Here is a 25,069-nt window from a genome sequence, read left to right on the forward strand (position 1 = left end):
TGCTGGCTTCGAGTGTATGAACTGCCCCTGCCCTCAGCTACGCGACGCGGTCTATTTCAGCTATCTAGAAAATGATGAGCTGCCGACCCGGCGGCGGCCCCCTCGCCCCCACTTTTGCTGGTCGCCAAAAAGCAGAAGGGACCTTGCGGCCCCTTCTGTTCACGGGTAGTCCCTGTCGCGATCAGCGCACGCTGTTGCCCGCCAGGCCGGTCGGCGAGAACACCGAGTCGCTGGCGCCCTCATGCAGCACGTAGTGCTTGGGCTTGGTGTTGGGCAGCTGGGCGACGAAGCCGGTGCCCGCCAGCAGGTCGTAATAGCCGAACGAGGAGATCACGGTGGCCGGCAGCTCCGGGACGACCGTGGTCATCGACCACAGGGTGCGCCACAGCTGGCCCTTGCCGTCCCAGCGATCGGCCATCACGCAGATCCAGGTGTCCTCGTCGCAGTAGTAGCGGCTCTTCGCGGCCTGGTGGCGCTGGCCGTCACGCACGTTGGCCTCGACCACCCAGACGCGGTGCTTTTCCCAACGCACGTAATCGGGGTTGAGGTGGCTGCCGGACAGCACCGCCTCGTCGCTGGCCGGCTGGGTCAGGCGGTTGGTGTTGTAGGGGATGTACATCTCCTCCTTGCCGACCAGCTTCCAGTCGAAGCGGTCCATCTTGCCGGTCCAGGTGTACATCTCGTCGAAGGTCATCACCCCGGCGGCGGCCGGCGTCGGCGTGTCGCAGCAGCCGTTCGGCAGCTTGCGCACGCGGCGCTGGCCCTTCAGGTACACCCAGGTCTGCAGCTTGGACTGGTCCAGGTACTCGTGGGCGAGCAGCGCCTCGCCGGCGCGCAGCGGCGGGCCGATGTTGCGGATCGCCACCTGCCAGAACGGCTTGCCCTGGCTGTCGAACTGCTCGAGGTTGCTGTCCTTGTCGTAGTACGGCAACTGCTCGTTGATCACTGCGTCGGTGACCATCACCGCGCGGCCGTCGGCGAGGATCTGGTACCAGTTGTTGAAGTGCTCGAAACGCATGCCGCGCCAGCGCAGCACGTGGTTCCACATCACTTCCTCGCCGGACTTGGCGATCGGGTACGGAATGCCGCCGTAGGCGCCCTTGGGCACGCCGGCGTCCAGGGTCGCGCGGGTCGCGTTGGCGAAGGTGTTGTCATTCACCCATTGCGGCGCGGCGGCGGTGCGGTGGGTTGGGTAGACATCCACGCGGAAGGTGTTCGGGTACCTCTTCAGCATCGCCTTGGTGCCATCGGAGAGGTTGCCGGCGTACTTGTCCATATTCTGCGCGGTGATCGAGAACTGCGGCTTTTCGTCCTTGAACGGATCGCCACGGCGCCCGCCCGGCAGATCGCCGGCGGTGGGCGTGGTCAGACCGCCCGTCCAGGCCGGGATGGAGCCATCCTTGTTGCCCGCCTTCTCGGCGCCAAAGGGCGTCAGCTCGCCCTTCAGGCGCTGCGCCTGATCGGCTGACACGGAGGCATGGCTGGAGTTAGCGATCACGCAGGCCAGCAGCGCCAGCCCCTTACCAATAGCAAGAACCTTGTTCATAGATACCTCGTCGTTCTTGTTGTAGTTTTCAAGCCGCTTCAGAAGCTGTACTTCGCCGTGAAGGCCACGAAATCACGGTCTTTGCGCGCCTGCTGGTAGCTGTACGACAGGCTCTCGTCCATCAGCTCGCCGGTCGAGCCGAAGAAGTGGGTGTAGGCGAGACCGAGTTCCAGCTCGTTCATGTACAGCCCGGTCAGGCCGATGGTGAAGTCGCCACCATCTTCAGCCGGCACCGCCCACGGGCCGAGGATGTTGCGCGAGCCCTTGGGGGTGTAGCCGATGCCGATCGGCACACTGAGATCCAGCCCGGAAACCACTTGCCGGTAGGTCGGCTTGAACACGCCGCGCATCGACCAGGAGTCGCGCGTCGCGTTGGGGTCCAGCGCCGTATCGCAGTTCTGCTCGCAGTGCAGCAGGCGCGTCCAGGCGAGTTCCGCGACCAGGTTCGCCTCGCCCCACAGCGGCGTGCTCGGCACGCTCCAGATGGTCGACAGGTTGATGTGCGCGGTGTCGCCCACGGCGTAGGCCGGGTGGTTGTTGTTGCCGGAGGCCGGTCCGCCCAGCGCCGAGGTATCCACGGCGTGCGAGCTGGCCAGCGACTGATCCTTGCGGATCGATCCCTCGGCGGCCACGTTGAAATCGCCCATGCTGCGGCTGGCGCTGATGCCGTACAGGGTGGTGTCTTCGTGGTAGGTCAGGTAGTAGCTGGTCGGCCGCACGCCGCCGATGGCGGGATCGAAGCCCAGGCGCATGACCTGCTGCAGGTCCTTGTCGTGGAAGCGCAGGGCGTACAGGCCGAGGTCGGTCTCGCCGAGCTGCCAGCGCAGCTGCAGGCCGAACTGGCCGGAGTCGTCGGGGTCCATGTCCGACTCGCGCACCGCCGCCATCGGACCGGCCGGCCCCATGCCCAGCAGCAGGCGCTCCGCGCCCTCGCCGACGATATCGCTGTAGGAGAAGTAGCTGCCCACCGCCGGGATGCGGTTTTCGCGATGGCGGAACTGGTAGTAGGCGCCCAGGCTCAGGGTGTCGCTGAGTTCCCATTGACCGGAAATCTGCGGCACCGGCAGGACGAACTCCTTGGCTTCGGCCGTCGGGTCGATCAGCAGTCGCGGAGTGTCGAACGGGCTCTGTGCCCCGGCGATCGCGTTGTTGGCGAAGAACAGGCTTTCACCCCACACCAGCGAGTGCTGACCCAGGCGGCCACTCAGCTGGGTATCGCCCAGAGCGAGCCGGCCGAAGACGAAGGCGTCGCGGATTTCGGCATAGCGGCCATGCTGGTCGCGGGTGTCATCGGTGAACTCGTCGTAATCCCGCGAGGTATGGTTAGGAAACGCCTTCGGAAAGCCCGGGTTGTCGTTGTCGTCGTTGTAGACGGTGTCGTACAGGCCCAGCGCACTGACGCGCGCGCCGAAGCCTTGGTCGCTGACCACATCCAGTTCACTGTACAGCTCGAAGCGGTTGGAGATCAGGCCGGTGCTGAAGTTCTGGTTGCCATCATCCAGGTTCGGGTTCTGCAGCAGTTCGCTGTCGCGCTTATCAACCCGGGTCGCCGCCGAATAACGCAAGGTGTTGGTGAAATCGACCTTCACGCCATCGCCCACTTCCCAGCTGAGCGTCGCGCTGCTGGTCGAAGGCAGCATTGCAGTGGAAAGAAACACGGCCCCTAGAGCGGTATATAAAAAACCATTTTTGTTATTTTTTAATTCATTCATGGCTTCCCTCGGCTCATTTGTCATTGTTATTGCGCCACGCTTGATCAGGCGCAGTCAGCCGCGACGTCCGCGCCGCTGACTGCCCCGGCTACCTCAATAAGTCGACTGCAGGCCGTCCCAGCACAGGTATTTGATTTCCAGATACTCATCGATGCCGTACTGGGAACCCTCGCGGCCCAGACCGCTCTGCTTCACCCCGCCGAACGGCGCCACCTCGCTGGAGATCAGCCCGGTGTTGATGCCGACCATGCCGGCCTCCAGGGCTTCGGCCGCGTTCCACACCCGCTGCGCATCGCGGCTGAACAGGTAGGCCGCCAGGCCGAAGTCGGTGTCGTTGGCCATGGCGATGGCCTCGGCGTCGTCACGGAAGCGCAGCAGCGGCATCACCGGACCGAAGGTCTCCTCGCGGGCGATGGTCATGCCGAGGTTGACATCCGCCACCACGGTCGGCTCGAAGAAGGCGCCGCCCAGGGCGTGGCGACGGCCGCCGGCGAGGATGCGCGCACCGCCGCTGAGGGCGTCGCGCAGGTGTTCCTCGACCTTGGCCACCGCGGCCTCGTCGATCATCGGGCCGATCTGGGTGCCCTCCTCCAGGCCGTTGCCCACCCGCAGTTCGGCGGTGCGCGCGGCCAGGCGCGCGGCCAGCTGGTCGTAGATGCTGTCGTGCACCAGCACGCGGTTGGCGGCGATGCAGGACTGCCCGGAGTTGCGGAACTTGGCGACCAGGATGCCCTCGACCGCGGCGTCCAGATCGGCATCCGCGAAGACGATCAGCGGCGCGTTGCCGCCCAGCTCCATGGAGCATTTCTTGATGGTGCTGGCCGACTGCTCGAGCAGGATGCGGCCCACTTCGGTGGAGCCGGTGAAGGTGATCTTGCGCACCAGCTTGTGGCCGGTCAGCACCCCGCCGGTGGCCCGGGTGGAGTTACCAGTGATCACCGAGAACACCCCGGCCGGTACCCCGGCGCGCAGGGCCAGTTCGCCGAGGGCCAGGGCGGTCAGCGGCGTCTGGCTGGCCGGCTTGACCACCATCGAGCAGCCGGCGGCCAGCGCCGGACCGGCCTTGCGGGTGATCATCGCCGCCGGGAAGTTCCACGGGGTGATCGCCGCGCACACGCCGATCGGCTGCTTCAACGCCAGGATGCGCTGCCCCGGCTTCGGCGCGGGGATCACGTCGCCGCGTACCCGCTTGGCTTCCTCGGCAAACCACTGCAGGAAGGAGGCGGCGTAATCGATCTCGCCGCGCGCTTCGCTGAGCGGCTTGCCTTCTTCCAGGGTGATCAGGGTGGCGAGGTCTTCCTTGTGTTCAACCACCAGCTGATACCAGCGGTTGATCACCTCGTAGCGGTGCTTGGCGGTGGTCTGGCTCCAGGCACGGAAGGCCCGGTCGGCCGCCTCGACGGCGGCCTCGGTTTCCGCTTCCTTGCACACCGGCAGCTCGACCAGCAGCGCGCTGGTCGCCGGGTTGTTCAGGGAGTACTTGCCGTGCGGGGTCTCGGTGATCCACTCGCCGTTGATCAGCGCGCCGGTGCGCCAGAGACCGCGATCTTTCAGCAGCTCGACAGACATATTCTCTTCCTCAGCAGGGGAAACGGCCGATCAGGAACTGGCTGTCGTCGTCCGAGGTGCACTCGAACTTCGACGCCACCAGGCCCTGACGCAGGACCTTCATCATGCGGTCGGGAATCCGCGCCACCGGGGCGCGCAGCGGGCCACCGTTGAAGCCGGCCAGCCAGTCCATGTACTTCCAGTGGGCGCGGTTGATGTAGTTGGAGCCAGGCATGTAGGCGCCGGTGGCGGCACCGACGGCGCCACGCGCCGGCTGCGCCTGCCAGTACAGGTCCATCGCCTCCTGCCACTGGCCGTTGCGGGCCAGGTTGAAGACCTTCGGGAAGTAGTCGCCCATCCACTGCGTGTAGCTGGTGCCGGAGAACTGCAGGTCCATGAACTTCATCAGCGGGATGATGTCGCTCTCGATCGGGCAGCTGATGATGGTTTCCTGACCGAAGCGGTGATAGGTCTCGATCAGGCCGGCAACGTGCGGGAAGCCCTGCTCAGCCTTGATGGCGACGATGTTCGGGCAGTCGTCGAGCAGGCGGCGGATCAGCGCGGGGGACATGCCCTGCGGATGCACGCGCTCGAAGCCCCACAGCGGGATCGGGAACAGCATCACGGCCAGCTCGGTGGCGTCGCAGAAGGCGCGGGTGTAGTCGTAGATGTCCTGCTCGCTGGTCGGCCAGAAGTTCGACGGATAGGACAGCAGGGCGATGTCGGCGCCGGCCTTCTCGGCCAGTTTCACCGCTTCGATGTTCTCGGCCAGGGTGCCGAAGCCGGCATGGAAGAACAGGCCGAGCTGGTCGCCGGTGGTGTCCTTGGCCCAGGCGGTGAACTGCGCGTTCTCTTCCGGAGTGATCGCCACCTCGGTGCACAGCAGGGTGTACTTGAAGCCCAGGTCCGAGACTTTCTGGATGTCGTGGCGGATGCCCTGCTCGTTCAGGCGCTTGAGATCGCTGCTGTAGCTGGGGATGGTGACCCCCGAGCAGCCGACCAGACACTCTTTGGCCCAGGCACGGGCATCTGCACGCTTGTAAGTTGCCATTATTGTTTTTCTCCGTTTCTAATCGGTTCAGCGGTCGATGGTGACGATGCCGGTGGGGAGCATTGCGAAGGTGTTGGTGGCCAGCGCCTCGCGCAGCAGCATCTCGGCGGTCACCACGTCCTGCAGGGCGCCACCGACCGACTTGTAGAGGACGATGTCCTGCGGCGACCGGCGCGCCGGCGCCTGGCCCGACATCACGTCGCCGAGGCTAACGGTCTTGCCTTCCACGTCGACGCCCTCGCGGATCGCTTGCAGCGAGTCGCCGGTCTCGTGGATAACCTCCTCAGGCATGTCGGCGATGATCAGGTCGGCGCGCGCCATGGCGGCGACATCGACCTCGCGCTGCTCGGGCAGGGTGGAGCCGACCGACAGCACGACCATGCCCGGCTGCAGCCACTCGCCGAGCAGCACCGGCGATTCGTCGCGGCTGCGCGCGGCGCAGACCACCACGTCGACGCCATCGATGGCCGCCTGCGGGGTGTCGCTCGCCTCGATGGCCAGTTCGTGGGAGGCCTGGAAGGCCGCGGCAAACTTCTCGCGGCTGGCCGGGGTCGGGCTGAACACCCGCGCCAGCGACACTTCGCGCACCGCCAGCAGCGCGGTCAGAATGCCGCGAGCCAGTGCGCCGGAGCCGATGATGCCAACGCGCAGCGCGCCGCTCGGATTCGCGGCATTCACCGCCACCACCGCGGTCGCCGCGGTACGGATGTCGGTGATGCGGTTGCCATCGACCAGCGCCGCCAGCTCCATGGTGCGCTGGTCGAACAGCGAGATCAGGTAGCTGGCGCGCTTGATCTTCGGCGAGGCGGAAATCAGCTTGCAGCCCATGTAGTCGCCCGACGGCGATACCGCGCACAGGCTGCGCAGCCAGAAGCCGTCACCGCGCGCCATGATGCGCGGCGGTACCATCGCCGGCTTTATCGGTTTTGCATAGGCGTCAGCGAGGGCGGCAATCGCCTTGGGCCAGGAGGCCAATTCAGCGACATCCGCATCACTGATGAACGGCGTCGAAATCTCAGGATTCTTGTTGGAAACAGCCGCGTCCATAGGAGCTCTCCGGTTGTGTTGGAGTCGAGTCTATGAACAACCCCCACACTGAGCTACGCGACGCGGCCTAATTCAGCTATCCAGAAAATGCAGAGCTCTCGACCCGCAGAGGGACACCGGCGGCTGAGCCAACCGGCCTCTGCAGAGCGGCGGCTGGTTCTCACCGACAGCTAGTTTTCGGTTGCGCAGGCATCCATTTCCCGGGCCGCCGCGCGTACCAGATCGAGCAGCCAGATCAGTCCCGGGTCGCTGGTCCGGTACTTGTGCCACTGGATCGCCTGCTCCATCACCGGGATGTCGAGCGGCGGCGCGAACTGCTTGACCGGCAGCACCCCACTCGCCCAGCGCGCCAGGCGCGAGTGCACCGTGGCCACCCGCTCGGTGCCCACCACCAGGGCCGGCTCGACGAGAAAGCTGTACGTCGACACCTCCACCCGGCGCTCCAGACCGCAGCTCTGCAGGAAGGCGTTGCCGAAGGCCGGCCTGTCCGCACCGGCGGGTTGCATGACCACATGACCGGCACGGGCGTAAGCAGCGAGGTCGAGCCCCTCCCGCGCCAGGTGGCTCCCCGCCCAGACCAGGCAGGCGAAGGTTTCCTCGAACAGCACTTCGAGCGGGTGCTCGCTGGAACAGTAGGCCTTGGGGATGATCAGCAGGTCGGTCTCGCCCCGCTCCAGCGCCAAGGCGGAGTCGCCCACCTGCGGCAGCAACTGGAAGCGCACCCGGGCACCGGCGCGCTGTGCCAGGGCCAGCAGATGCGGGATCAGGACGATGGCGCTGTAGTCCGAGGCGGCAATCCGGAACAGGCGCTCGGACTGGGTCGGATCGAACTGTGGCTGCGCGCTGATGGTCGTCTCGACCCGCAGCAGCAGATCGCGCACCGCCTCCCTGAGGGTTGTGGCGCGCTGGGTGAGCTCGAGATGGCGGCCCACCCGCACCAGCAACTCATCCTCGAAGTGGGCGCGCAGTCGCGCCAGGGCGTTGCTCATGGCCGACTGGCTCATGTGCAGCTGCTTGGCCGCCTGGGTGATGCTGCGTGTCTGCAGCATCGCATCCAGCGCCACGAGGAGATTCAGATCGAGTTTGTTGAAACGCATGTTGTTGTTCTTGTCCTGGAATGAGGAGAAATGCCCCTCGATGTATTCAGCCGATCAATACCACGCATTCAGCGAAGGAAGTGGTGCGCATCAAAACCCGTCCATACGATCGCCAAAACCTAAAACAACAACAATTGGACGCAACAAATGACCAAGACTATCAAGCATGTCCTCATCATCGGCGGCGGCTTTTCCGGCATGGCCACCGCCATTGCGCTGCGCAAGCACAACATCGCCGTCGACCTGGTCGAGATCGACCCCGAGTGGCGCGTCTACGGTGCAGGCCTCAGCCTCGGCGGCGCCACCTTGCGGACCTTCCAGGAGCTGGGGATTCTCGACGAGTTCCTGCGCCACGGCTTCGCCGGCAGAGGCACCCAGCTGTGCACGCCGGACGGCACCCTCATCGCCACCCTGCCGACCCCCGACCTGACCGGCACCGCCATTCCCGGCAACGGCGCGATCATGCGCCCGGTGCTGGCGCGGATCATGGAGCAGGCCACCCGCGGCATCGGCGGCGTCGACGTGCGCCTGGGCTGCACCTTCACCGCCATCGAGCAGGACGCCGATGGCGTCGAGGTGACCTTCAGCGACGGCCGGCGCCGCCGCTACGACCTGGTGGTCGGCGCCGACGGCCTGTTCTCCAAGGTGCGCGAAGCGATCTTCCCCGACGCGCCCAAGCCCAGGTACAGCGGCCAGGCCGTCTGGCGCGCGGTCCTGCCGCGGCCGGCGGAGATTGCCTGCACGCGCATCTGGACCGGCGCCAAGACCAAGGTGGGGGTCAATCCGGTCTCCGCGGACGAGATGTACCTGTTCGTCAACGAGGAGAGGCCCAGCAACGACTTCGTCGATCCGACCAGCTTTGTCGCACAGCTGAAGGACTTGCTGGCCCCGTTCCCCGCACCGCTGGTGCAGTGGATGCGCGAGCAACTGGGCGAACACTCCTCGATCATCTTTCGGCCACTGGAAGGCATGCTGATGCCGCGCCCGTGGTATCGCGGCCGCGTCCTGCTGATCGGCGACGCGGTGCACGCGACCACCCCGCATCTGGGCTCCGGCGCCTGCATCGGCATTGAGGACGGCCTGGTGCTGGCCGAGGAGCTGGCCGGTGCACCGCTGGAGCAGGCGCTGGAAAGCTTCATGGAGCGGCGCTGGGAGCGCTGCCGCATGGTGGTGGAAAACTCCATGCGCCTCGGCGAGATCGAGAAGTGCGGCGGCGACAAGGCCGAGCATGCACGCATCATGCGGGCCTCCTTCGAGGCACTGGCCGAGCCGATCTGAGCAACGCGGGAGCCGGGCAGCCGGCCTCCGCGCACCGGCCAGCCCCGCGCTCGGCTGCGCCCCCGCCCCTTGAAGGCACGGTGCAATCCGTTCGCGACAAAGCTGCTATCCCGTCCGCGAGCTATCCCGGGCCGCCGCCATCCTCTAAAAGGGATGGCACCACGGCTGGCAGTCCGCCCCCCGGCGGAAAGCCGTACTGCCGGCCGCATTTCCTTCACCCGCAGTGCCCGCCGCACGACCGGCGGGCCTGCTCCCGAGAGGTATTCGATGAGCGTTCTCTATATCGCCCCCGGCACCTGCGCGCAGGCGGCCCACACCCTGGTTCGCGAACTGGAACTGCCGGTCGCCATCGAGCGGGTGCCCCTGCGCACGCCGGACTCGCCGATTCACCGGGTCAACCCGCTGGGCCGGGTGCCCGCCCTGCAGCTCGACGATGGCACGCTGATCACCGAGAACAGCGCGATCCTGCCGTATCTGGCCGACCTCAAGCCGCAAAGCGGCCTGTTCGCCCCGGCCGGCAGCGCCGAGCGCGCGCAGATCCAGAGCTGGATCGGCTACCTAGCTTTCGAGGTGCATGCCGGCTGCTTACGGCCGATCTTCCGCCCGGATCGCTACTCGGCCGATGAGAGCACCCATGCCGGGATTCGCGCCCAGGCCATCGAGCAGCTGCATCAGGCGTTGGCCCATGTCGACCGCCATCTGCAGGGGCGTCAGTGGCTGGTGGCCGAGCGCTACACCATCGCCGACCTCTACCTGGGCATGTTCGTCGGTTGGCTGCCGCGCCTGGGCAGCGAGCGCTTCGCCGACCTGCAGCATCTGGCCCGCGCCCAGCAGGCCTTCCAGGCCCGCCCGGCAACCCGCCAGGCGCTGGACTTCGAAGCCGCGCGCTGACGGCGCGGCCGACGACGAAGCGGCGAATCGGCCCCGCAACCACCGGCAAGGCGACAGCCGCGCACGCCCTCTATCCCTCCTCGCCCGCCCCGGTACGCCGGCGGAACAGCGGTCGCGGCTCCAGTACCGAGCGCCCGTACAGAACGCTGATCCCGTTGAGGCCCTTGAGCGCATCGAGCGCCGACTTGTCCTTGCGCACGGCGAAGGCGTCGAAGCCGCACTGGCGCATGAAATCCGAGGTTGCGCGCCCAGCTGGTCGACAACACGATGCGAATATCCTGGTTATCGGCCAGCGCCCCGATCAACCACGGCGCCCACATGAACAGCTCGCCCGGGGCGCGCAGCTCGATCTCGCCGTTGAAGCGCAGGTAAACGGCGTCAGGATGCAGCACGCCGTCAAAATCGAGAAACAGGATCATGGCTCGTCATCATCAAACATGTGGCGAACCCAGTGCTCGCGCTTGAGCGTCGACATCGCGAAGTTGAAGCAGGGCCTGCAGGACGCCATGCCCCGACTCGGCCGTGCTGGCGTCGCACACATCGCAGGTCACGACCTTTCGGAGCTGGATCGCCCTGCCATCGACCAAGCTGCCATCCAGTTCCAGGGCCGGCCATGATCGCCCAGTACCGAGACCCACGGTCGGCCAAGCCCCGGGCGAACCGCGAGATCGCCCTGCTCTCCCATGTGTTCAACATCGCGCGTGAGTGGGGGCTGTGCGAGCAGGCCAACCCCTGCCTGGGCGTGCGCAAGAACAAGGAGCGGCCACGCGACTACTACGCCAATGATGCGGTCTGGAAGGCAGTCTATGCCCAAACCTGCCACGAACTGCAGGACGCTATGGATCTGGCCCTGTTGACCGGCCAGCGCCCGGCCGACGCTCTGGCGATGCGCCGCGACGACATCGTCGACGGCTACCTGCTGGTGCGCCAGGGCAAGACCGAGAAGAAGCTGCGTATCCAGGTCGAGAGCGACGGCCTGCCCAACAGCCTCGGCAAGCTGATCGAGCGGATCAACCGTGGCAATGCCGTGTTCCTGTCCCCCTTCCTGGTGATCAACCGGCGCGGACAGCGCGTATCGTGGCCGATGCTGCGGAACCGCTGGGATGACGATCGAGAGTCAGCCGCCGCCAAAGCCGCAGAGGGCGGCGAGCAGGAGCTGGCCGTGCGGATCAGGCAGTTTCAGTTCAGGGATATTCGGCCCAAGGCGGCCAGTGAGATTCGCGACCTGTCGGACGCTAGCGTGCTGCTAGGCCACTCGACCGAGGGCATTACCGAGCGGGTCTATCGCCGCGTCGGCGCCATCGCCAAACCGTCGAAATAACAGAAGTTTTGGGACGCGTTCCAAAGCTCGGACCAATCTGGCTTTTCGAACAGACGTAAAAAAGCCCCGTAGATGCTTGATCTACGGGGCTTCTGTACTGGAGGCCGAGGTCGGAATCGAACCGGCGTACACGGATTTGCAATCCGCTGCATGACCACTCTGCCACCCGGCCTCAAAATGAACACTCAAACTTCAAGCATTCATCACGAAAATTGGAGCGGGAAACGAGACTCGAACTCGCGACCCCGACCTTGGCAAGGTCGTGCTCTACCAACTGAGCTATTCCCGCTTCGTGGTGACGGGCGCCATTCTATATGAACTGGCAGCGCTGTCAACTCTTTGATTCAAAAAAGTTATTTCCCGTTGGCACCGGTACTTAGGTGGGGCCAGGCGGCACGCAGGTACTGGACCATGGACCACAGGGTGAGGCCGGCAGCCACAATGAGCAGGCCGTAACCGAGGCCAACCCAGACGTCCATACGCGGAGGATTGCCGAGCAGGATGACCAGCGCCACCATCTGCGCCGTGGTCTTCCATTTGCCCAGATTGGAGACTGCCACATGGGCGCGCGCACCGATTTCGGCCATCCACTCACGCAGGGCCGACACCACGATCTCCCGACCGATGATGATCATTGCCGGCAGAGTCAGCCACAGGTTGCCGTGCTCTTCCACCAGCAACACCAAAGCCACCGCCACGATCAGCTTGTCCGCCACCGGGTCGAGGAAGGCACCGAACGGCGTGCTCTGCCCCAGACGCCGGGCCAGATAGCCATCCAGCCAATCGGTGGCACTGGCCAGCGCAAAAACGGCACTGGCCGCCCAGTAGCGCCAGTCGAACGGCAGATAGAACAACCCGATGAATACCGGGATGAGCAGCACGCGCAGGATGGTCAGCAGATTCGGGATATTCATCGGTACCTTTGATATTCAAAGAGTTGCGTCATTCTACTCACTGTGCAGGACAGCATAAATCAACTCTGCAAGCTTTTTGCTGATACCCGGGGCCTTGGCGATTTCCTCGACGCTGGCCCGCGCCAACTCCTGCAATCCGCCGAAATGCTTGAGCAGGTCGCGCCGCCGCTTGGGGCCGACCCCCGGCACCTCCTCCAGACTCGAGGTGCGCCGCGCCTTGCCACGTCGGGCCCGGTGGCCGGTGATGGCAAAGCGATGCGCCTCGTCGCGGATCTGCTGGATGAGGTGCAGCGCCGGCGAGTCACCCCGCAGGGTGAATTCGTGCTCGGCATCGTTCAAGTAGAGGATTTCCAGGCCCGGCTTGCGGGTCACACCCTTGGCCACGCCGAGCAGGACCAGGTCGACCACCGCCAGCTCCTGCAACACCTCGCGCGCCATGTTCAGCTGCCCCTTGCCGCCGTCGACCAGCAGGATATCGGGCATCTTGCCTTCGCCGTCCTTGAGCCGGCGAAAACGGCGGGTCAACGCCTGATGCATGGCAGCATAATCGTCGCCGGCCGTCACCCCCTCGATGTTGAAACGGCGGTAGTCGGACTTCAACGGCCCTTCAGGGCCGAATACCACGCAGGAGGCGACCGTGGCCTCGCCGCTGGAGTGGCTGATGTCGAAGCACTCCAGGCGCTGCGGCGGCTCGTCCATACCCAGCGCCTCACCCAGCGCCTCCATGCGCGCGGCGACATGCTGGCGGTTGGCCAGTCGCGCAGCCAGTGCCTGCTCGGCATTGGTCACCGCCAGCTGCTGCCAGCGCGCGCGGGTACCGCGTACACGGTGACTGATGGTCAGCTCGCGGCCACGCACCTCGGCAATCGCCGCAACCAGCGTGGCGAAGTCCTCATGCTCGCAGTTGACGATCAGCTCGTTCGGCAGGTCGCGCTCGCTGGTGCCCAGATAGTACTGGGCGAGGAAGGCCGCCAGCACGTCAGCCGCGGCTTCCTCGATCGCCACCTGCGGAAAGAAGTTCTTGCTGCCCAGCACCCGTCCGCCACGCACGGTGATCAGGTGCACGCAGGCACCGCCGGGGCTGACCATCGCCGCAACCACATCCACGTCGCCGCTGCCACCTTCCATGCTCTGCTGGTCCTGCACCCGACGCAGCAGGGCGATCTGGTCACGCAGCTCGGCGGCACGTTCGAAGTCGAGGGCGGCGGCGGCCTTCTCCATGGCGCCACTCAGTTCGTCGCTCAGCACATTGCTGCGCCCCTCGAGGAACAGCGCCGAACGACGCACGTCCTCGGCGTACTCCTCAGGAGTCACCAGTCCAACACAGGGTGCCTTGCAGCGCTTGATCTGGTATTGCAGGCAGGGCCGGGTGCGATTCTTGAAATAGCTGTCCTCGCACTGGCGTACCTGGAAGGTCTTCTGCAGCAGGCTGAGGCTCTCGCGGATCGCCAGGCCACTGGGGTAAGGACCGAAATAGCGACCCTTCTGCTTCTTCGCGCCCCGGTGGATACCCAGGCGGGGGTACTCATCCGCGCTGGACAGGAACACGTAGGGATAGGATTTATCGTCGCGCAGCAGGATGTTGTAAGGCGGCCGCCATTCCTTGATCAGCGTCTGCTCCAGGAGCAGCGCCTCGGTCTCGTTGGCGGTGATGGTGGTCTCGATCTGCGCGATGCGCGCCACCAGTGCCGCGGTCTTCGGCGCCAGCCCGCTCTTGCGAAAGTAGCTGGCCAGGCGTTTCTTCAGATTGTTGGCCTTGCCGACATACAGCAGCCGAGCCTCGGCATCGAACATCCGGTACACGCCCGGGCGAGCGCTGCAGGCGGCAAGAAAGCCGCTGCTGTCGAACACGGCACTCATCTCAGCTGTCGACTTCGACCATGCCGTGGCGAATCGCCAGCACGGCCAGCTCGACATCGCTGGTGATCTCGAGCTTGTCGAAAATGCGGTAGCGGTAGGTGTTCACCGTCTTCGGCGACAGGCACAGCTTGTCGGAGATGCTCTGCACCTTCTGGCACTCGGCGATCATCAGGGCGATCTGCATCTCGCGCTCGGAGAGCAGATCGAAGGGCGTCGCATCGACCTGCGGCTGGAACGGTTTGAGCGCCAGCTGCTGGGCGATATCGGCGCTGATGTAGCGCTGGCCGGCAAACACCTGACGGATAGCCTTGATCATCTCCTCCAGCCCTGCCCCCTTGGTCAGGTAGCCCGATGCGCCGGCCTGCAACAGCCGGGTGGGGAACGGCTCCTCGTCGCAGGCGGTGACGGCGATCACCTTGATGTCGGGGTGACTGCGGATGATCTTGCGGGTCGCCTCCAGGCCACCGATGCCGGGCATCTTAACGTCCATCAGCACCAGATCCGGCTTGAGTTCGCGCGCGCGCAGCAAAGCCGCCTCGCCAGAGTCGGCCTCGCCCACCACGGTCACACCATCCACATCGGCCAGCATGCGCCGGATGCCGGTGCGCACCAAGTCGTGGTCATCCACGACGAGCACGTTGATCACGCCATACCTCGGTAATGCCACAATGGCTAGTCTGGGAATCTTGAAATCGTCGGGAACCTTAACAAATGAAACCGGCAAATGACAGATAGCCCCTCCTCCCTGAAGGATCGGCGGCCCATCGCAGGCAGCGCCGCGGATCCTTCGACGCTTGCATTGCCGATGTCGTACCTGAGCATGGAGCGGCCGGGCAGACAGCAGTGAAAACCAGCGATTAATTGTTGTTTTATGCGAATCGCGTCACATAAAATCAAAGAATCATAACCTTTAGAAGACGCGCCACATCCGCGGTGATTTCCCGCTGATGGCGTCGAAAAGCCCCCGCGGAGTTCCGCCATGAGCATCGACACCAGCAGCAAGCTGATCACCATGATGATCATAGTGCTCGCCCTCCTCACCCTGGGCGCCACCCTTCGCCACTCCCACCTCCTGCAGGAGCGCGAGCAGGCCGTTAGCCAGCTCGACGAATCGCAGGCGGCCGTCGACTTGCTCGCCGATAGCAGCGATGTGCTGACCAATGCGGTACGCGGCTACGCGGTGACCGGCGACGAGCACTATCGCCAGCTCTTCCAGCGCGAGCTGGACACCTTCCGCTCCCGCGAAAAGGCTGTCGAGCGCCTGCGGGCATTGGAGGTTGCATCCACCGAGCTGGACTTGATCGCGCAGGCCAAGCACAACTCCGACCAACTGCTCCACCTGGAGAGACAGGCCTTTTCCGCCATGGGCGGCGGCGACCGCCAGACAGCCCTGGCACTGGTCTATGGCGTCGATTATGTGCAGGCCAAGGACTCCATCATGTCGCCGCTCGACGAGGCACGGCACCTGATCGATGCGCGCCTGCGCGAGCGAATTGCGCTGCTCGCCAACCAGGCGCAAGTGGCCGACACTGTTGCGCTGGGCCTACTGATCGTCACCGCACTGGTCGTGCTGGCCAGCTTGCAGATGTTCTACCGGCGTCGACTGATCACCCCACTTGCCAGCATGACGGCCAAGACCCGGCGTCTGCTGGCCGGCGACGACAGCGTACGTTTCGACGAAAGCGTTCACGGCGCGGAAATCGCCGATCTGGCGCATGCCCTCGAGGACTCGCGCCAGGCCAGCCTGACCATCCAGCAACAGGCGACGCAGCTGCACCACCAAGCCAGCGAACTGGCCGCCGAGCAGGAGCGCATCCAGCAGACCGTGGCTTGGTACGGCAGCATCATCGAGTCCGCTCCCGACGGCATCCTGGTCGTCGACGAAAAGAACCTCATCGTTCTGGCCAACCCGAAGGTCGACAGCCTGTTTGGCTACGCGCCAGGTGAGCTGATCGGCCGGCAACTGATCACGCTGATACCAAGCGACTTCCACGATCTCTACGCCGAACTGCGCACGCGGGCGCTGAAGGATGGCGAATACCTGCCGCTAATGCGCCAGCAAGGGATTCACAAGGGGGGCGGACGACTCCCGATCGAGGTGAGCCTTTCCCCTCTGCCGGTACTCGGTAGCAACCCCGCCACGCTGTGCATCATGATCCGCGACAGCTCCGAGCGGGACCAGGCCGAACGCGAACTGCAGATGGCCCGCATCCAGGCCGAGAAAGCGGCCCAGGCCAAGTCCGACTTTCTCGCCAACATGAGCCATGAAGTCCGCACGCCGATGAACTCGATCGTCGGCATGACCCACCTGGCGCTGCAGACCCGTCTGGACGCCCAGCAACACGACTACCTGCGGCAAATCGAGTGCGCCAGCGAGCAGTTGAGGGCGTTGATCGACGATATCCTCGACTTTTCGCGTATCGAGGCCGGCCAGCTGCTGCTCGAGCACGAGCCCTTCAACCTGCAGGACCTACTCGACTCGGTCAGCCAGCGCTTCAAGGAAAAGGCACGGACCAAAGGGTTGCGCTTCACCTGCACAGTGGCGGCGGAGCTGCCGCCGCGTCTGCTGGGTGACGCCGCAAAGGTCGGCCAGATCCTCGCCAACTATGTCGACAACGCGATCAAGTTCACCCCCCAGGGCGAAGTCGAGATCAGCGTGCGCGGGCGACGGACCGGCGGCAGCGAGTTCAACCTCGAAGTCATGGTCCGCGATACCGGCATCGGCCTGACCGAGGATCAGCAAGGTGCATTATTCGACAGCTTCTACCAGGCCGATGCGTCCAGCACCCGCAAGTTCGGCGGCACCGGCCTCGGACTGGCGATCGCCAAAAAGCTCGCCGAACTCATGGGCGGCACCGTCGGCGTCGAAAGCCAGCACGGCAGCGGCAGCACCTTCTGGCTCAGTATTCCGCTCGGCATTGCTACCAGCAGCCTGCAGCAACGGCTGCCGAGTCTCGACCTGCAGGGCTGCCGGGTACTGCTGGCCGAGGACAACGAGGTCAACCAGCGGCTGGTCAGCAAGCTGCTGCAGCACGTCGGTATGGTGGTCGAGATTGCCGAGAACGGCAAAGTGGCAGTCGAGCGGGTGCGCCAGCAGGACTATGACCTGGTGCTGATGGACATGCAGATGCCCGTGCTCGACGGCGAAGGCGCCACCCGGGAAATCCGCCAGATGGGCGAGCGTGGCCAGTTGCCGATCATAGCCATCAGCGCCAGCGCCATGCCGCAGGACCGCCAGCGCTGCTTCGCAGCCGGCATGAACGACTTCCTCCCCAAGCCGCTAAAGGTGGAAGAGCTGTATGCCTCCCTGCGCCAATGGATCAGGGCGCGGCCAGCCGCTGCCTTGGGTGCCGACATGGTCGCGGCTCCCGTCTGCGAAGCACCGGAGACCGTGCTGCCCACGATTGCCGGACTCGACACCGGCGAAGGACTGCAACGGGTCCTCGGTGACCGCGCGCTCTACCTGGACCTGCTGCGCCGCCTGGTAGAAAGCGAGGAGAACACGCCACGCAATATCCGCAACGCACTGGCGCAGAATGAACGGGGCACCGCCGAACGGCTGGCACATACCCTCAAGGGCGTGGCCGGCACCGTAGGCGCCACGACCGTCATGACCTGCGCGGCCGAACTGGAACAGGCCCTGCGCAGCCAAGCGTCGACCGCCCTGACCGAGCAGGCCCTGGCGCGCCTGGAAAGCCGGCTAACGCCCCTGCTGAGCGACCTGCAGCGGATCCTCGCTGAGCGCCGCGAGCCACACGCCGAGGCCATCGACCTGCAGCACCTGGAACAGGTCTGCCAGAAACTGGCTGGTTATCTCGCCGAAGACGACGCCGAGGCAGTCAGCTGGCTCAGCCAGCAATCCACGGCCCTGCAAACAGCCTTTCCCGACGCGTACCCACAGCTCGAGCACGCGATCAAACATTTCGAATTCGACAAGGCACTGGCATTCTTGCGCTCGCTGATGACCCGCCAGCCCGCCGACTCAAGCAGACCGAGAACCGCATGACCATGGATGAGAGCAAAAAACCGACGATCCTGATCGTCGACGACAATCCCAACAACCTGGTTCTGGTCAACAACCTGCTCAAGCACGACTACCGGATCAAGGTCGCCAACAACGGGCAGACCGCGCTGCGCATCGCCGGTGCAGAGGAGCAGCCCGACCTGATCCTGCTGGACATCATGATGCCGGAAATGGATGGCTATGAAGTCTGCAGCCGCCTCAAGGCCGATATCCGGCTGCGCGACATTCCCGTGATCTTCCTCACCGCACGCACCAGCATCGAGGACGAGCAGCACGGTCTGGAGCTGGGCGCGGTGGACTACATCACCAAGCCGATCAGCCCGCCAGTCATGCTCGCCCGGATCCGCACCCATCTGAAGCTCAAGGCTTCGGCCGACTTCCTGCGCAACAAAAGTGCATACCTCGAGCAGGAAGTGCAGCGTCGCATGCGCGAAATAGTGGCGGTGCAGGATGCAACCATCGAGATGATGGCCTCGCTGGCAGAAACCCGCGACAACGAGACCGGCAACCACATTCGCCGTACGCAGAACTATGTGCGCGTCCTGGCCGAAGGTCTCCGCCAGCACCCGCGCTTCGCCAACTTCCTGACCGCAGCCAACATCGAACTGCTGTTCAAGTCAGCGCCGCTGCACGACATCGGCAAGATCGGCATCCCCGACAGCATCCTGCTTAAGCCCGGCCGCCTCGATCAGTACGAGTTCGACGTGATGAAGACCCATGCCCGTCTCGGCGGCGAGGCCATCGCCCATGCCGAGCGCATGACCGGCCGGCCGGTGCCCTTCCTGCACATCGCCAAGGAAATCGCCTACAGCCACCACGAGAAATGGGACGGCAGCGGCTACCCGCAGGGCTTGAGGGGTGATGCCATCCCGATCTCGGCCCGCTTGATGGCCATCGCCGATGTCTACGACGCGCTGATCAGCAGCCGCGTCTACAAGGCGCCGATGACCCACCAGGAAGCGGTCAAGATCATCCGCGCCGGCAAGAGCAGCCATTTCGACCCCGACATGGTGGATGCCTTCCTCGAACTGCATGAAGTTTTCCATGAGATCGCCACCCACTATGCCGATCAGCCGGAAACCGCGCCTCTCGATCACACCGGAGCCTGAAGGTGCCGGCCGCCTCGACAACTCATCAACCCGAAGCGGCACTTTTGCCGCCAACGGGGAGCGCGCAGCCCTCGCTGCCGAGCGCACGGCCGGCTGCCGGTGCCAGCTGGCGTGAAGGCCCGCTCGCCTACGCGCTGATTCTCGGCCTCACCCTGAGCCTGATCGCTGCCTTGTGGGCCGGCGTGGCGCTCAAGGCCGAGCATGAGAAGGCCCATACCGAACAGGAACTCAAGCGCAACACCCTGAATCTGGCGCGCGCCTTCGAGGCCCACGCGGTACGCACCATCACCAGCGCCGACCAGACGCTACGCTTTCTCCAGCATCAGTACGCGCGGCACGGCACGCAGATCGACATCCGCGGCTTCGTCCGCGACGGCCTGATCATCAGCAATATCTTCAATCAGCTGGGCATCATCGACGAGCACGGCATCTACATCCTGTCCAACATGGCCGAGCACAAGCGGATCGACCTTTCCGACCGCGAGCATTTTCGCGTCCATCGCGATCACCCTGGCGACCAACTGTGGGTGAGCAAGCCGGTGCTCGGCCGCGCAACCGGCAAGTGGTCGATCCAGATGACCCGGCGCATCGACAAGCCGGATGGCAGCTTCGGCGGCGTGGCGGTGATCTCCATCGACCCGTTCTACTTCACCAGCCTGTACAACGACATGGAAATCGGCCACGACGGCATCATCACCATGGCCGGCTTCGACGGCATCGTGCGCGCCCGTCGTTCCGCCAGGGACACCGACCCGCTGGCGAGCATCGGCCGGGACATTTCCGAGTCGCCACTGTTCGACTTGCTGAAGACGCAGAACCAGGGGCACTACATCGCCCACAGCAAGATCGACGGCATCGAGCGGATCCACAGCTTCCGCAAGCTCGAGGGCCTGCCGCTGGCGGTACTGGTCGGCGTGGGTCGCGAGGAAGGCATGGCCGACTATCTGCAACGACGCGAGCAGTACTTCCTGTTCGCCAGCCTGATGTCGGCGGTCATGCTGCTGTTCGGCCTGCTCGCCGTCAGCCTGCTGCAGCGCCAGCGCACGATCTCTGATCGCCTGCGCGTCAGCCAGGCCAAAGCCGAGTCGGCCAACCGCCTCAAGTCCGAATTCCTGGCTTCGATGTCGCACGAACTGCGCACGCCGCTCAACGGCATCATCGGCTACGCCGAATACCTGCAGGAAACCGGCGGCGACGCCAGCAGCCGCGAGTTCGCCGGCATCATCCACAAGAGCAGCCGGCATCTGCTGGAACTGGTCAACGACATCCTCGACCAGGCCAGCATCGAGGCCGGCAAGATGCAGCTGCACTTCGCCGAGGAAAACCTGTCCGCCCTCACCCGGGATGCCATCGACATGCAGTGGTCCTTCGCCGAGAGCAAGGGCCTGACCCTGGAGGCCCGCCTGCAACCCGGCCTGCCGACCACCCTGCGCTGCGACCGCACTCGCCTGCTGCAGGTGCTCAGCAACCTGTTGCACAATGCACTCAAGTTCACCAGTGCAGGCCATGTGTCCCTGCAGGTCTCGCAGACCGAGGGTTACCTGTGCTTCGCGGTCGAAGACTCCGGCCCCGGGATCGCCCTGGACCAGCAGGAAGTGATCTTCGAGCGCTTCCGCCAGATCGACACCTTCGTTACCCGCCAGCACGCCGGCACCGGCCTCGGGCTGGCCCTGTCACGCGAGCTGGTGACCATCATGGGCGGCAGCATCACCCTGCATTCAGCACCGGGCCTGGGCAGCACCTTCGAAGTACGCCTGCCGCTGCATTCTCTGGAGCACCGATGAAAGTCCTGCTGGTCGACGACACCGCCTTCAACCGCACCCTGCCCCGAGTCCTGCTGCAGCGCTATGGCTGCAGCGTGGCCGAGTGCGACAACGGCGCAGATGCCCTGCTGATGGCCAGCAGCGGCGAATTCGACTGCGTGTTGCTCGACATCATGATGCCATCCATGTCCGGTACCGAAGTATGCCAGCGCCTGCGCAGCGACCCGACCCTCAGCGGGCTGCGCATCATTGCTTATACCGCCCACGCTCTGCCGGCGGAAATCCAGGAAATCATGGCCGCCGGCTTCGACGATATCCTGGTCAAGCCGATCGACATCAAGACCTTGCTGGCCAAGGTGGGCATCGATCCGGATTGATTCACCCCGCTGGCCGGTCGTGGGGATCGACAGGCGCGCCCGCCGGGTTGCAACCGATTCGATCCCGGCCAGCTAGGTGCCGACTCTGCTCGCCGCCCCGTTCAGCTGGCGCGCGTGCCGCCGCGCTCAACAACCACTGGACGCTAGAACTCGAGCTGAGCGCTGAAGTACACCTGCCGGCGGTCGTCGTAGAGGTTTTCCCGCCAGGTCAGGGCTTCGTCATCCAACCGCTGTTGCAGGACACCTGCCAGTTCGAGTTCGGTCGCACCCAGACGGAGGCGTTTGGCCAGGCGCAGGTCGAGCCGTTCGAAACGGCGCTCGTTGAGCAGGTCGGCCCCGTAATAGAACAGGCTGCTCGACCAGCCATGCCCCCAGTCGCGCAACCAGCCTGCGGAGCCGCTGTAGCGGGCGGTCAGCCGACGATCGATTTTGGCCGTGGCGGCGAAATCGACGTAGGCATAGGTCAGTCGCAGGCGGTCGGCACGGTCGATTTGCCAGTCGATCTCGGTTTCCGCGCCTCGGAACCACATCTGGTTGTCGTTACTCGGCCGGAATTCGGTGATGTCCAGAGGCTCACTGATCATCTGGTGGATTTCTTCGTGGAACAACCGGACGTCGATGCGCAGGCCGAAGTCGAACTGACCGTTGTAGCCGACCTCCCGCGACCGCATGATTTCCTGGTCGAGGTTCTTCGGCCCGTTGGCATAGGCATAGTAGTAGACCGAGTCGCGGCCCGCGGAGTCGCCGGAGAGGTTCTCCATGCGGTAGCGCCACTGCACCCGGTCCTCGAACATGTCCGGAGAGCGCACAGCCTCCGAGTAGACCAAGCGCAGACCGTGCCGCGGAGTGATCAGATAGTTGAGCGCCACGCGCGGCGTCAGCGAGTCGCCGCTGAACTTGTCCTGTTCGTACATCGCGCCGCCCTGCAGCACGATGTGTTCGTTCAGGTACCACTCCAGATGTCCGAACAACCGCCAGATATCGTTGCTGAGGCTGCCGTCGAAGTAGGTTTCCGAACTGCTATGGTCACGACGGTAACTGGCTCCGCTGAGCACACGCAGGTTGTCCGTAAGGCTCAGCGTATCCTGAACCTCCAGGTCGAAGCGGGTTTCGTCGATGTTGGTGTTGATATCGCCGCACACCGGAGCGCGGAGTGCAGCGCCGTCAGGCCCGGTGTAGTTGTCGCGGATGACTTTGGCCAGAGCCTGTTCCTGGCCCTTAAGCAAGGTCTCAACGGCATCGCCTCGGCGTTTTCTGAGCAGGCGTGCCAGCGTATCCAGGCTGTCCGGGTTCAGGGCAAACAGCTGCCCCACCTCGGGAGTGAAGGACAGGGCGAGGTCGCAGGCACGCCACTCCTGGCGCCGTTCCCAGCGCTGCACATGGGATTGCACCTGGACATTGTGATCGGCGCTGGCATCGAAGCTCCAGCGCACGGAGCCGGCATAGTCACGGGCCACCACATCCTTGTCGGTATCGCCACGACCGACGACATTGGCGATCAGGGCTTCTTCATCGGAGTAATAGTTGCGCTGGTTGCTGCCTTCCTTGGCCGCCACTTGCCAGTCCAGGCTCTGCTCGTCGTTCAGGACATGACTGGCGCTGAGCTGAAAGCGCGTGCTACGCCGACTGTCGCGGTATTTCTCGCCCTCGTCGGTATGGCTGAAACCATTGTCCTCCTGCCCTGAGAGCGACAGGCGAAAATCACCGCTGCCGGCGCGAAAGCCTTCGCTGGCGTACCAGTCGACAACGCCACGCTCGCCGCGGGTGTATTTCAGGCGGGTGCCATGGCTATCCGCTGGACGGCGAGTGGTGATGCTGATGACGCCGGCCAAGGCATTGGCGCCGTAGCTGACGGTGTTCGGTCCCCGAAACACCTCGATACGCTCGATGTCTTCGATGGCCAGAGGCAGGTCGGTCCAGTCCACGGTAGCCAGGCCAGGCCGGTAGACCGAGCGGCCATCGACCAGCACCTGCAGGCGGCGGGCCTCGCTGACGCGGCCGCCATGATAGTTGACCGTGCTCAGGTTGCCCTTGGTGTAGCCGACCATCATCCCCGGCACCAGACGCATCAACTCCGGAATGTCGCGCGCGCCGGTGGCCTCGATCAGCTGCCGATCGAGCACCGTAATGCTGCCCGGCACCGCCGCCGGGGATTGCTGGAGCCGCGTAGCGGTGAGCACCACGGGCAGCTCTTCGCCGTCAAGAAACAGGTCGGCGGCCAGCCCGGCAGGGCTGGATAGCAGGCAAGGCAACAGGGTCGGCAGAGCGAAACGGCGGGCAATAGACACTGGCAATCTTCGCGAGCAGGACAAATTCGCGGGATTCTAGCCTAGTGCCCAGCCTTAGTCTGTGACGAGAAAGCGTTCAACCAAGACAATCGTTAACCGCTTAAACCGGATTCGGCGAGCAATAACGGCCATTTACCTGAAGCACCTGCCATCGGGTCAGCAACCGGAGAAGAAGCAAGCACCAGAAACGACAAAGCCCCGGGGTCCGGGGCTTTGTCGCATATAGATGGCGGAAGCGTAGAGATTCGAACTCTAGGATAGTTGCCCATCGGCGGTTTTCAAGACCGCTGCCTTAAACCACTCGGCCACGCTTCCAAATTTTACATGCCGAGCCTTTCAATGCCCGGACTTAGACGACCTACCACTACCTGCGCAGATGCGGCGGCAATACTACCCGATAGAAATAGCCTGTCAAACTCTGGTTGCCCGTCCGCCACGGCAGCTTTGCTATGCTTCGAGCATTCTCGCAACAGACCACGATTTCCAGGAGGAACACCCATGCGCGAACAACCCTATGCCCTACAGAACTCGCAGGTTGCCGAGCAGGAGAGCAGCAAGGTCCTGCGCAACACCTATGCCCTGCTGGCGCTGACCCTCGGTTTCAGCGGCCTGGTGGCTTTCGCCGCGCAGCAGGCCGGCGTGCCGCATCCGGGCTTCCTGATCACCCTGGTCGGCTTCTACGGCCTGTTCTTCCTCACCACCAAGCTGCGCGATTCCGGCTGGGGCCTGCTCAGCACCTTCGCGCTGACCGGCTTCATGGGCTACACGCTCGGCCCGATCCTCAACCGCTACCTGGGCATGAGCAACGGTGCCGACCTGATCGTGAGCGCCTTCACCATGACCGCCATCGTGTTCGGTGGCCTGTCCGCCTACGTGCTGACCACCCGCAAGAACATGAGCTTCCTGTCGGGCTTCATCACCGTCGGCTTCTTCGTGCTGCTCGGCGCCACGCTGGCGGCCTGGCTGTTCGAGATCAGCGGCCTGCAACTGGCGATCAGCGCCGGCTTCGTGCTGTTCTCCTCGGCGGCGATCCTCTGGCAGACCAGCGAGATCATCCACGGCGGCGAACGCAACTACATCATGGCTACCATCAGCCTGTACGTGTCGATCTACAACCTGTTCCTCAGCCTGCTGCAGATCTTCGGCATCATGGGCCGCGACGACTGATCCCAATCCGAGCCGTCCCCGGAGCCCGCCACTTTGGCGGGCTCTTTCGTTTGCGTTTATCATGGGCGGCATTCTG

General features: G+C 64.6%; 17 protein-coding genes, 3 tRNA genes and 3 pseudogenes. 8 read left to right on the top strand and 15 right to left on the bottom strand.

Going from position 1 to position 25,069, the window contains the following annotated elements:
• Positions 1-181 precede the first annotated feature (181 nt).
• The 6 genes from KRX52_RS20325 to KRX52_RS20350 form a co-directional block, all read right to left on the bottom strand.
• The gene (locus KRX52_RS20325) at positions 182-1,546 is read right to left on the bottom strand and encodes a DUF1329 domain-containing protein (RefSeq protein ID WP_217683546.1); all 1,365 of its coding nucleotides are present in this window, start codon (positions 1,544-1,546) and stop codon (positions 182-184) included.
• Positions 1,547-1,584: 38 nt separating this feature from the next.
• Positions 1,585-3,282, bottom strand: coding sequence for a DUF1302 domain-containing protein (locus KRX52_RS20330; protein ID WP_367890565.1), 1,698 nt, complete (start codon positions 3,280-3,282; stop codon positions 1,585-1,587).
• A 69-nt stretch (positions 3,283-3,351) separates the two neighbouring features.
• Entirely contained in the window at positions 3,352-4,827 is a 1,476-nt protein-coding gene (locus tag KRX52_RS20335; RefSeq protein ID WP_217683548.1) for an NAD-dependent succinate-semialdehyde dehydrogenase, read from the bottom strand.
• A 10-nt stretch (positions 4,828-4,837) separates the two neighbouring features.
• Positions 4,838-5,857 (bottom strand): dihydrodipicolinate synthase family protein, encoded by a 1,020-nt coding sequence (locus KRX52_RS20340; RefSeq protein ID WP_217683549.1) that lies wholly within the window; start codon positions 5,855-5,857, stop codon positions 4,838-4,840.
• A 27-nt stretch (positions 5,858-5,884) separates the two neighbouring features.
• Complete coding sequence (locus KRX52_RS20345) at positions 5,885-6,904, bottom strand: ornithine cyclodeaminase family protein (RefSeq protein ID WP_217683550.1); 1,020 nt, start codon at positions 6,902-6,904, stop codon at positions 5,885-5,887.
• A gap of 170 nt (positions 6,905-7,074) precedes the next feature.
• Positions 7,075-8,001, bottom strand: a complete 927-nt coding sequence (locus KRX52_RS20350) for a LysR family transcriptional regulator (RefSeq protein ID WP_217683551.1) — start codon at positions 7,999-8,001, stop codon at positions 7,075-7,077.
• A 147-nt stretch (positions 8,002-8,148) separates the two neighbouring features.
• On the opposite strand from KRX52_RS20350, the gene KRX52_RS20355 reads away from it, so the two are divergent.
• Complete coding sequence (locus tag KRX52_RS20355) at positions 8,149-9,279, top strand: FAD-dependent oxidoreductase (RefSeq protein ID WP_217683552.1); 1,131 nt, start codon at positions 8,149-8,151, stop codon at positions 9,277-9,279.
• A 267-nt stretch (positions 9,280-9,546) separates the two neighbouring features.
• Positions 9,547-10,170, top strand: coding sequence for a glutathione S-transferase N-terminal domain-containing protein (locus KRX52_RS20360; protein ID WP_217683553.1), 624 nt, complete (start codon positions 9,547-9,549; stop codon positions 10,168-10,170).
• Between the two features lie 70 nt (positions 10,171-10,240).
• Here the strand turns inward: KRX52_RS20360 and KRX52_RS20365 are convergent.
• Both KRX52_RS20365 and KRX52_RS20370 read right to left on the bottom strand, forming a co-directional pair.
• Positions 10,241-10,399: pseudogene (locus KRX52_RS20365) on the bottom strand (DUF934 domain-containing protein); the annotation flags it as partial.
• Positions 10,400-10,430: 31 nt separating this feature from the next.
• A pseudogene (locus KRX52_RS20370) lies at positions 10,431-10,589 on the bottom strand (HAD domain-containing protein); the annotation flags it as partial.
• 188 nt (positions 10,590-10,777) lie between these two features.
• Here KRX52_RS20370 and KRX52_RS20375 point away from each other — a divergent pair.
• Positions 10,778-11,491, top strand: a pseudogene (locus tag KRX52_RS20375) (tyrosine-type recombinase/integrase); the annotation flags it as partial.
• A gap of 98 nt (positions 11,492-11,589) precedes the next feature.
• Here the strand turns inward: KRX52_RS20375 and KRX52_RS20380 are convergent.
• The 5 genes from KRX52_RS20380 to gacA all read right to left on the bottom strand — a co-directional run bounded on the left by KRX52_RS20380 (position 11,590) and on the right by gacA (position 14,911).
• Positions 11,590-11,663 (bottom strand) — tRNA-Cys (locus KRX52_RS20380).
• 41 nt (positions 11,664-11,704) lie between these two features.
• Positions 11,705-11,780 (bottom strand) — tRNA-Gly (locus KRX52_RS20385).
• A 64-nt stretch (positions 11,781-11,844) separates the two neighbouring features.
• Positions 11,845-12,405, bottom strand: coding sequence for a CDP-diacylglycerol--glycerol-3-phosphate 3-phosphatidyltransferase (gene pgsA / locus KRX52_RS20390; RefSeq protein ID WP_217683555.1), 561 nt, complete (start codon positions 12,403-12,405; stop codon positions 11,845-11,847).
• Between the two features lie 33 nt (positions 12,406-12,438).
• Positions 12,439-14,265 (bottom strand): excinuclease ABC subunit UvrC, encoded by a 1,827-nt coding sequence (gene uvrC / locus KRX52_RS20395; protein WP_217683556.1) that lies wholly within the window; start codon positions 14,263-14,265, stop codon positions 12,439-12,441.
• A 1-nt stretch (position 14,266) separates the two neighbouring features.
• A complete protein-coding gene (gene gacA, locus KRX52_RS20400) occupies positions 14,267-14,911 on the bottom strand; it encodes a response regulator transcription factor GacA (RefSeq protein WP_217683557.1) in 645 nt (214 codons plus the stop codon).
• A 333-nt stretch (positions 14,912-15,244) separates the two neighbouring features.
• Here gacA and KRX52_RS20405 point away from each other — a divergent pair, with 333 nt between their 5' ends.
• The 4 genes from KRX52_RS20405 to KRX52_RS20420 are packed head-to-tail and all read left to right on the top strand — an operon-like array spanning position 15,245 to position 21,538.
• The gene (locus tag KRX52_RS20405; RefSeq protein ID WP_217683558.1) at positions 15,245-18,271 is read left to right on the top strand and encodes a hybrid sensor histidine kinase/response regulator; all 3,027 of its coding nucleotides are present in this window, start codon (positions 15,245-15,247) and stop codon (positions 18,269-18,271) included.
• Positions 18,268-19,398 carry a response regulator gene (locus KRX52_RS20410; RefSeq protein ID WP_217683559.1) on the top strand — a complete coding sequence of 377 codons (1,131 nt, stop codon included), beginning with the start codon at positions 18,268-18,270 and terminating at the stop codon, positions 19,396-19,398. Before KRX52_RS20405 ends, KRX52_RS20410 begins: the two co-directional genes overlap by 4 nt.
• A gap of 44 nt (positions 19,399-19,442) precedes the next feature.
• A complete protein-coding gene (locus KRX52_RS20415; protein ID WP_217683560.1) occupies positions 19,443-21,182 on the top strand; it encodes a sensor histidine kinase in 1,740 nt (579 codons plus the stop codon).
• Positions 21,179-21,538: a response regulator gene (locus tag KRX52_RS20420; protein WP_217683561.1), complete on the top strand. Its 360-nt coding sequence runs from the start codon at positions 21,179-21,181 to the stop codon at positions 21,536-21,538. Before KRX52_RS20415 ends, KRX52_RS20420 begins: the two co-directional genes overlap by 4 nt.
• Before the next feature lie 143 nt (positions 21,539-21,681).
• Here KRX52_RS20420 and KRX52_RS20425 read toward each other — a convergent pair whose 3' ends face one another.
• Positions 21,682-23,826 (bottom strand): TonB-dependent receptor plug domain-containing protein, encoded by a 2,145-nt coding sequence (locus KRX52_RS20425; protein ID WP_217683562.1) that lies wholly within the window; start codon positions 23,824-23,826, stop codon positions 21,682-21,684.
• Positions 23,827-24,053: 227 nt separating this feature from the next.
• Positions 24,054-24,141: transfer RNA gene (locus KRX52_RS20430), tRNA-Ser, on the bottom strand.
• A gap of 183 nt (positions 24,142-24,324) precedes the next feature.
• Here KRX52_RS20430 and KRX52_RS20435 point away from each other — a divergent pair.
• The gene (locus KRX52_RS20435) at positions 24,325-24,993 is read left to right on the top strand and encodes a Bax inhibitor-1/YccA family protein (RefSeq protein WP_217683563.1); all 669 of its coding nucleotides are present in this window, start codon (positions 24,325-24,327) and stop codon (positions 24,991-24,993) included.
• Positions 24,994-25,069: the final 76 nt, after the last annotated feature.

It is taken from the genome of Geopseudomonas aromaticivorans (genome assembly GCF_019097855.1).
Classification (GTDB): domain Bacteria; phylum Pseudomonadota; class Gammaproteobacteria; order Pseudomonadales; family Pseudomonadaceae; genus Geopseudomonas; species Geopseudomonas aromaticivorans.

Bases quoted from the DNA above. Each gene is read 5' to 3' on its own strand.
- KRX52_RS20410 (WP_217683559.1), top strand. From the start codon at position 18,268: ATGACCATGGATGAGAGCAAAAAACCGACGATCCTGATCGTCGACGAC.
- KRX52_RS20330 (WP_367890565.1), bottom strand. From the start codon at position 3,282: ATGACAAATGAGCCGAGGGAAGCCATGAATGAATTAAAAAATAACAAA.
- KRX52_RS20340 (WP_217683549.1), bottom strand. From the start codon at position 5,857: ATGGCAACTTACAAGCGTGCAGATGCCCGTGCCTGGGCCAAAGAGTGT.
- KRX52_RS20405 (WP_217683558.1), top strand. From the start codon at position 15,245: ATGAGCATCGACACCAGCAGCAAGCTGATCACCATGATGATCATAGTG.
- uvrC (WP_217683556.1), bottom strand. From the start codon at position 14,265: ATGAGTGCCGTGTTCGACAGCAGCGGCTTTCTTGCCGCCTGCAGCGCT.
- KRX52_RS20420 (WP_217683561.1), top strand. From the start codon at position 21,179: ATGAAAGTCCTGCTGGTCGACGACACCGCCTTCAACCGCACCCTGCCC.
- KRX52_RS20345 (WP_217683550.1), bottom strand. From the start codon at position 6,904: ATGGACGCGGCTGTTTCCAACAAGAATCCTGAGATTTCGACGCCGTTC.
- KRX52_RS20325 (WP_217683546.1), bottom strand. From the start codon at position 1,546: ATGAACAAGGTTCTTGCTATTGGTAAGGGGCTGGCGCTGCTGGCCTGC.
- KRX52_RS20435 (WP_217683563.1), top strand. From the start codon at position 24,325: ATGCGCGAACAACCCTATGCCCTACAGAACTCGCAGGTTGCCGAGCAG.
- pgsA (WP_217683555.1), bottom strand. From the start codon at position 12,405: ATGAATATCCCGAATCTGCTGACCATCCTGCGCGTGCTGCTCATCCCG.
- KRX52_RS20335 (WP_217683548.1), bottom strand. From the start codon at position 4,827: ATGTCTGTCGAGCTGCTGAAAGATCGCGGTCTCTGGCGCACCGGCGCG.
- KRX52_RS20350 (WP_217683551.1), bottom strand. From the start codon at position 8,001: ATGCGTTTCAACAAACTCGATCTGAATCTCCTCGTGGCGCTGGATGCG.
- KRX52_RS20360 (WP_217683553.1), top strand. From the start codon at position 9,547: ATGAGCGTTCTCTATATCGCCCCCGGCACCTGCGCGCAGGCGGCCCAC.
- KRX52_RS20355 (WP_217683552.1), top strand. From the start codon at position 8,149: ATGACCAAGACTATCAAGCATGTCCTCATCATCGGCGGCGGCTTTTCC.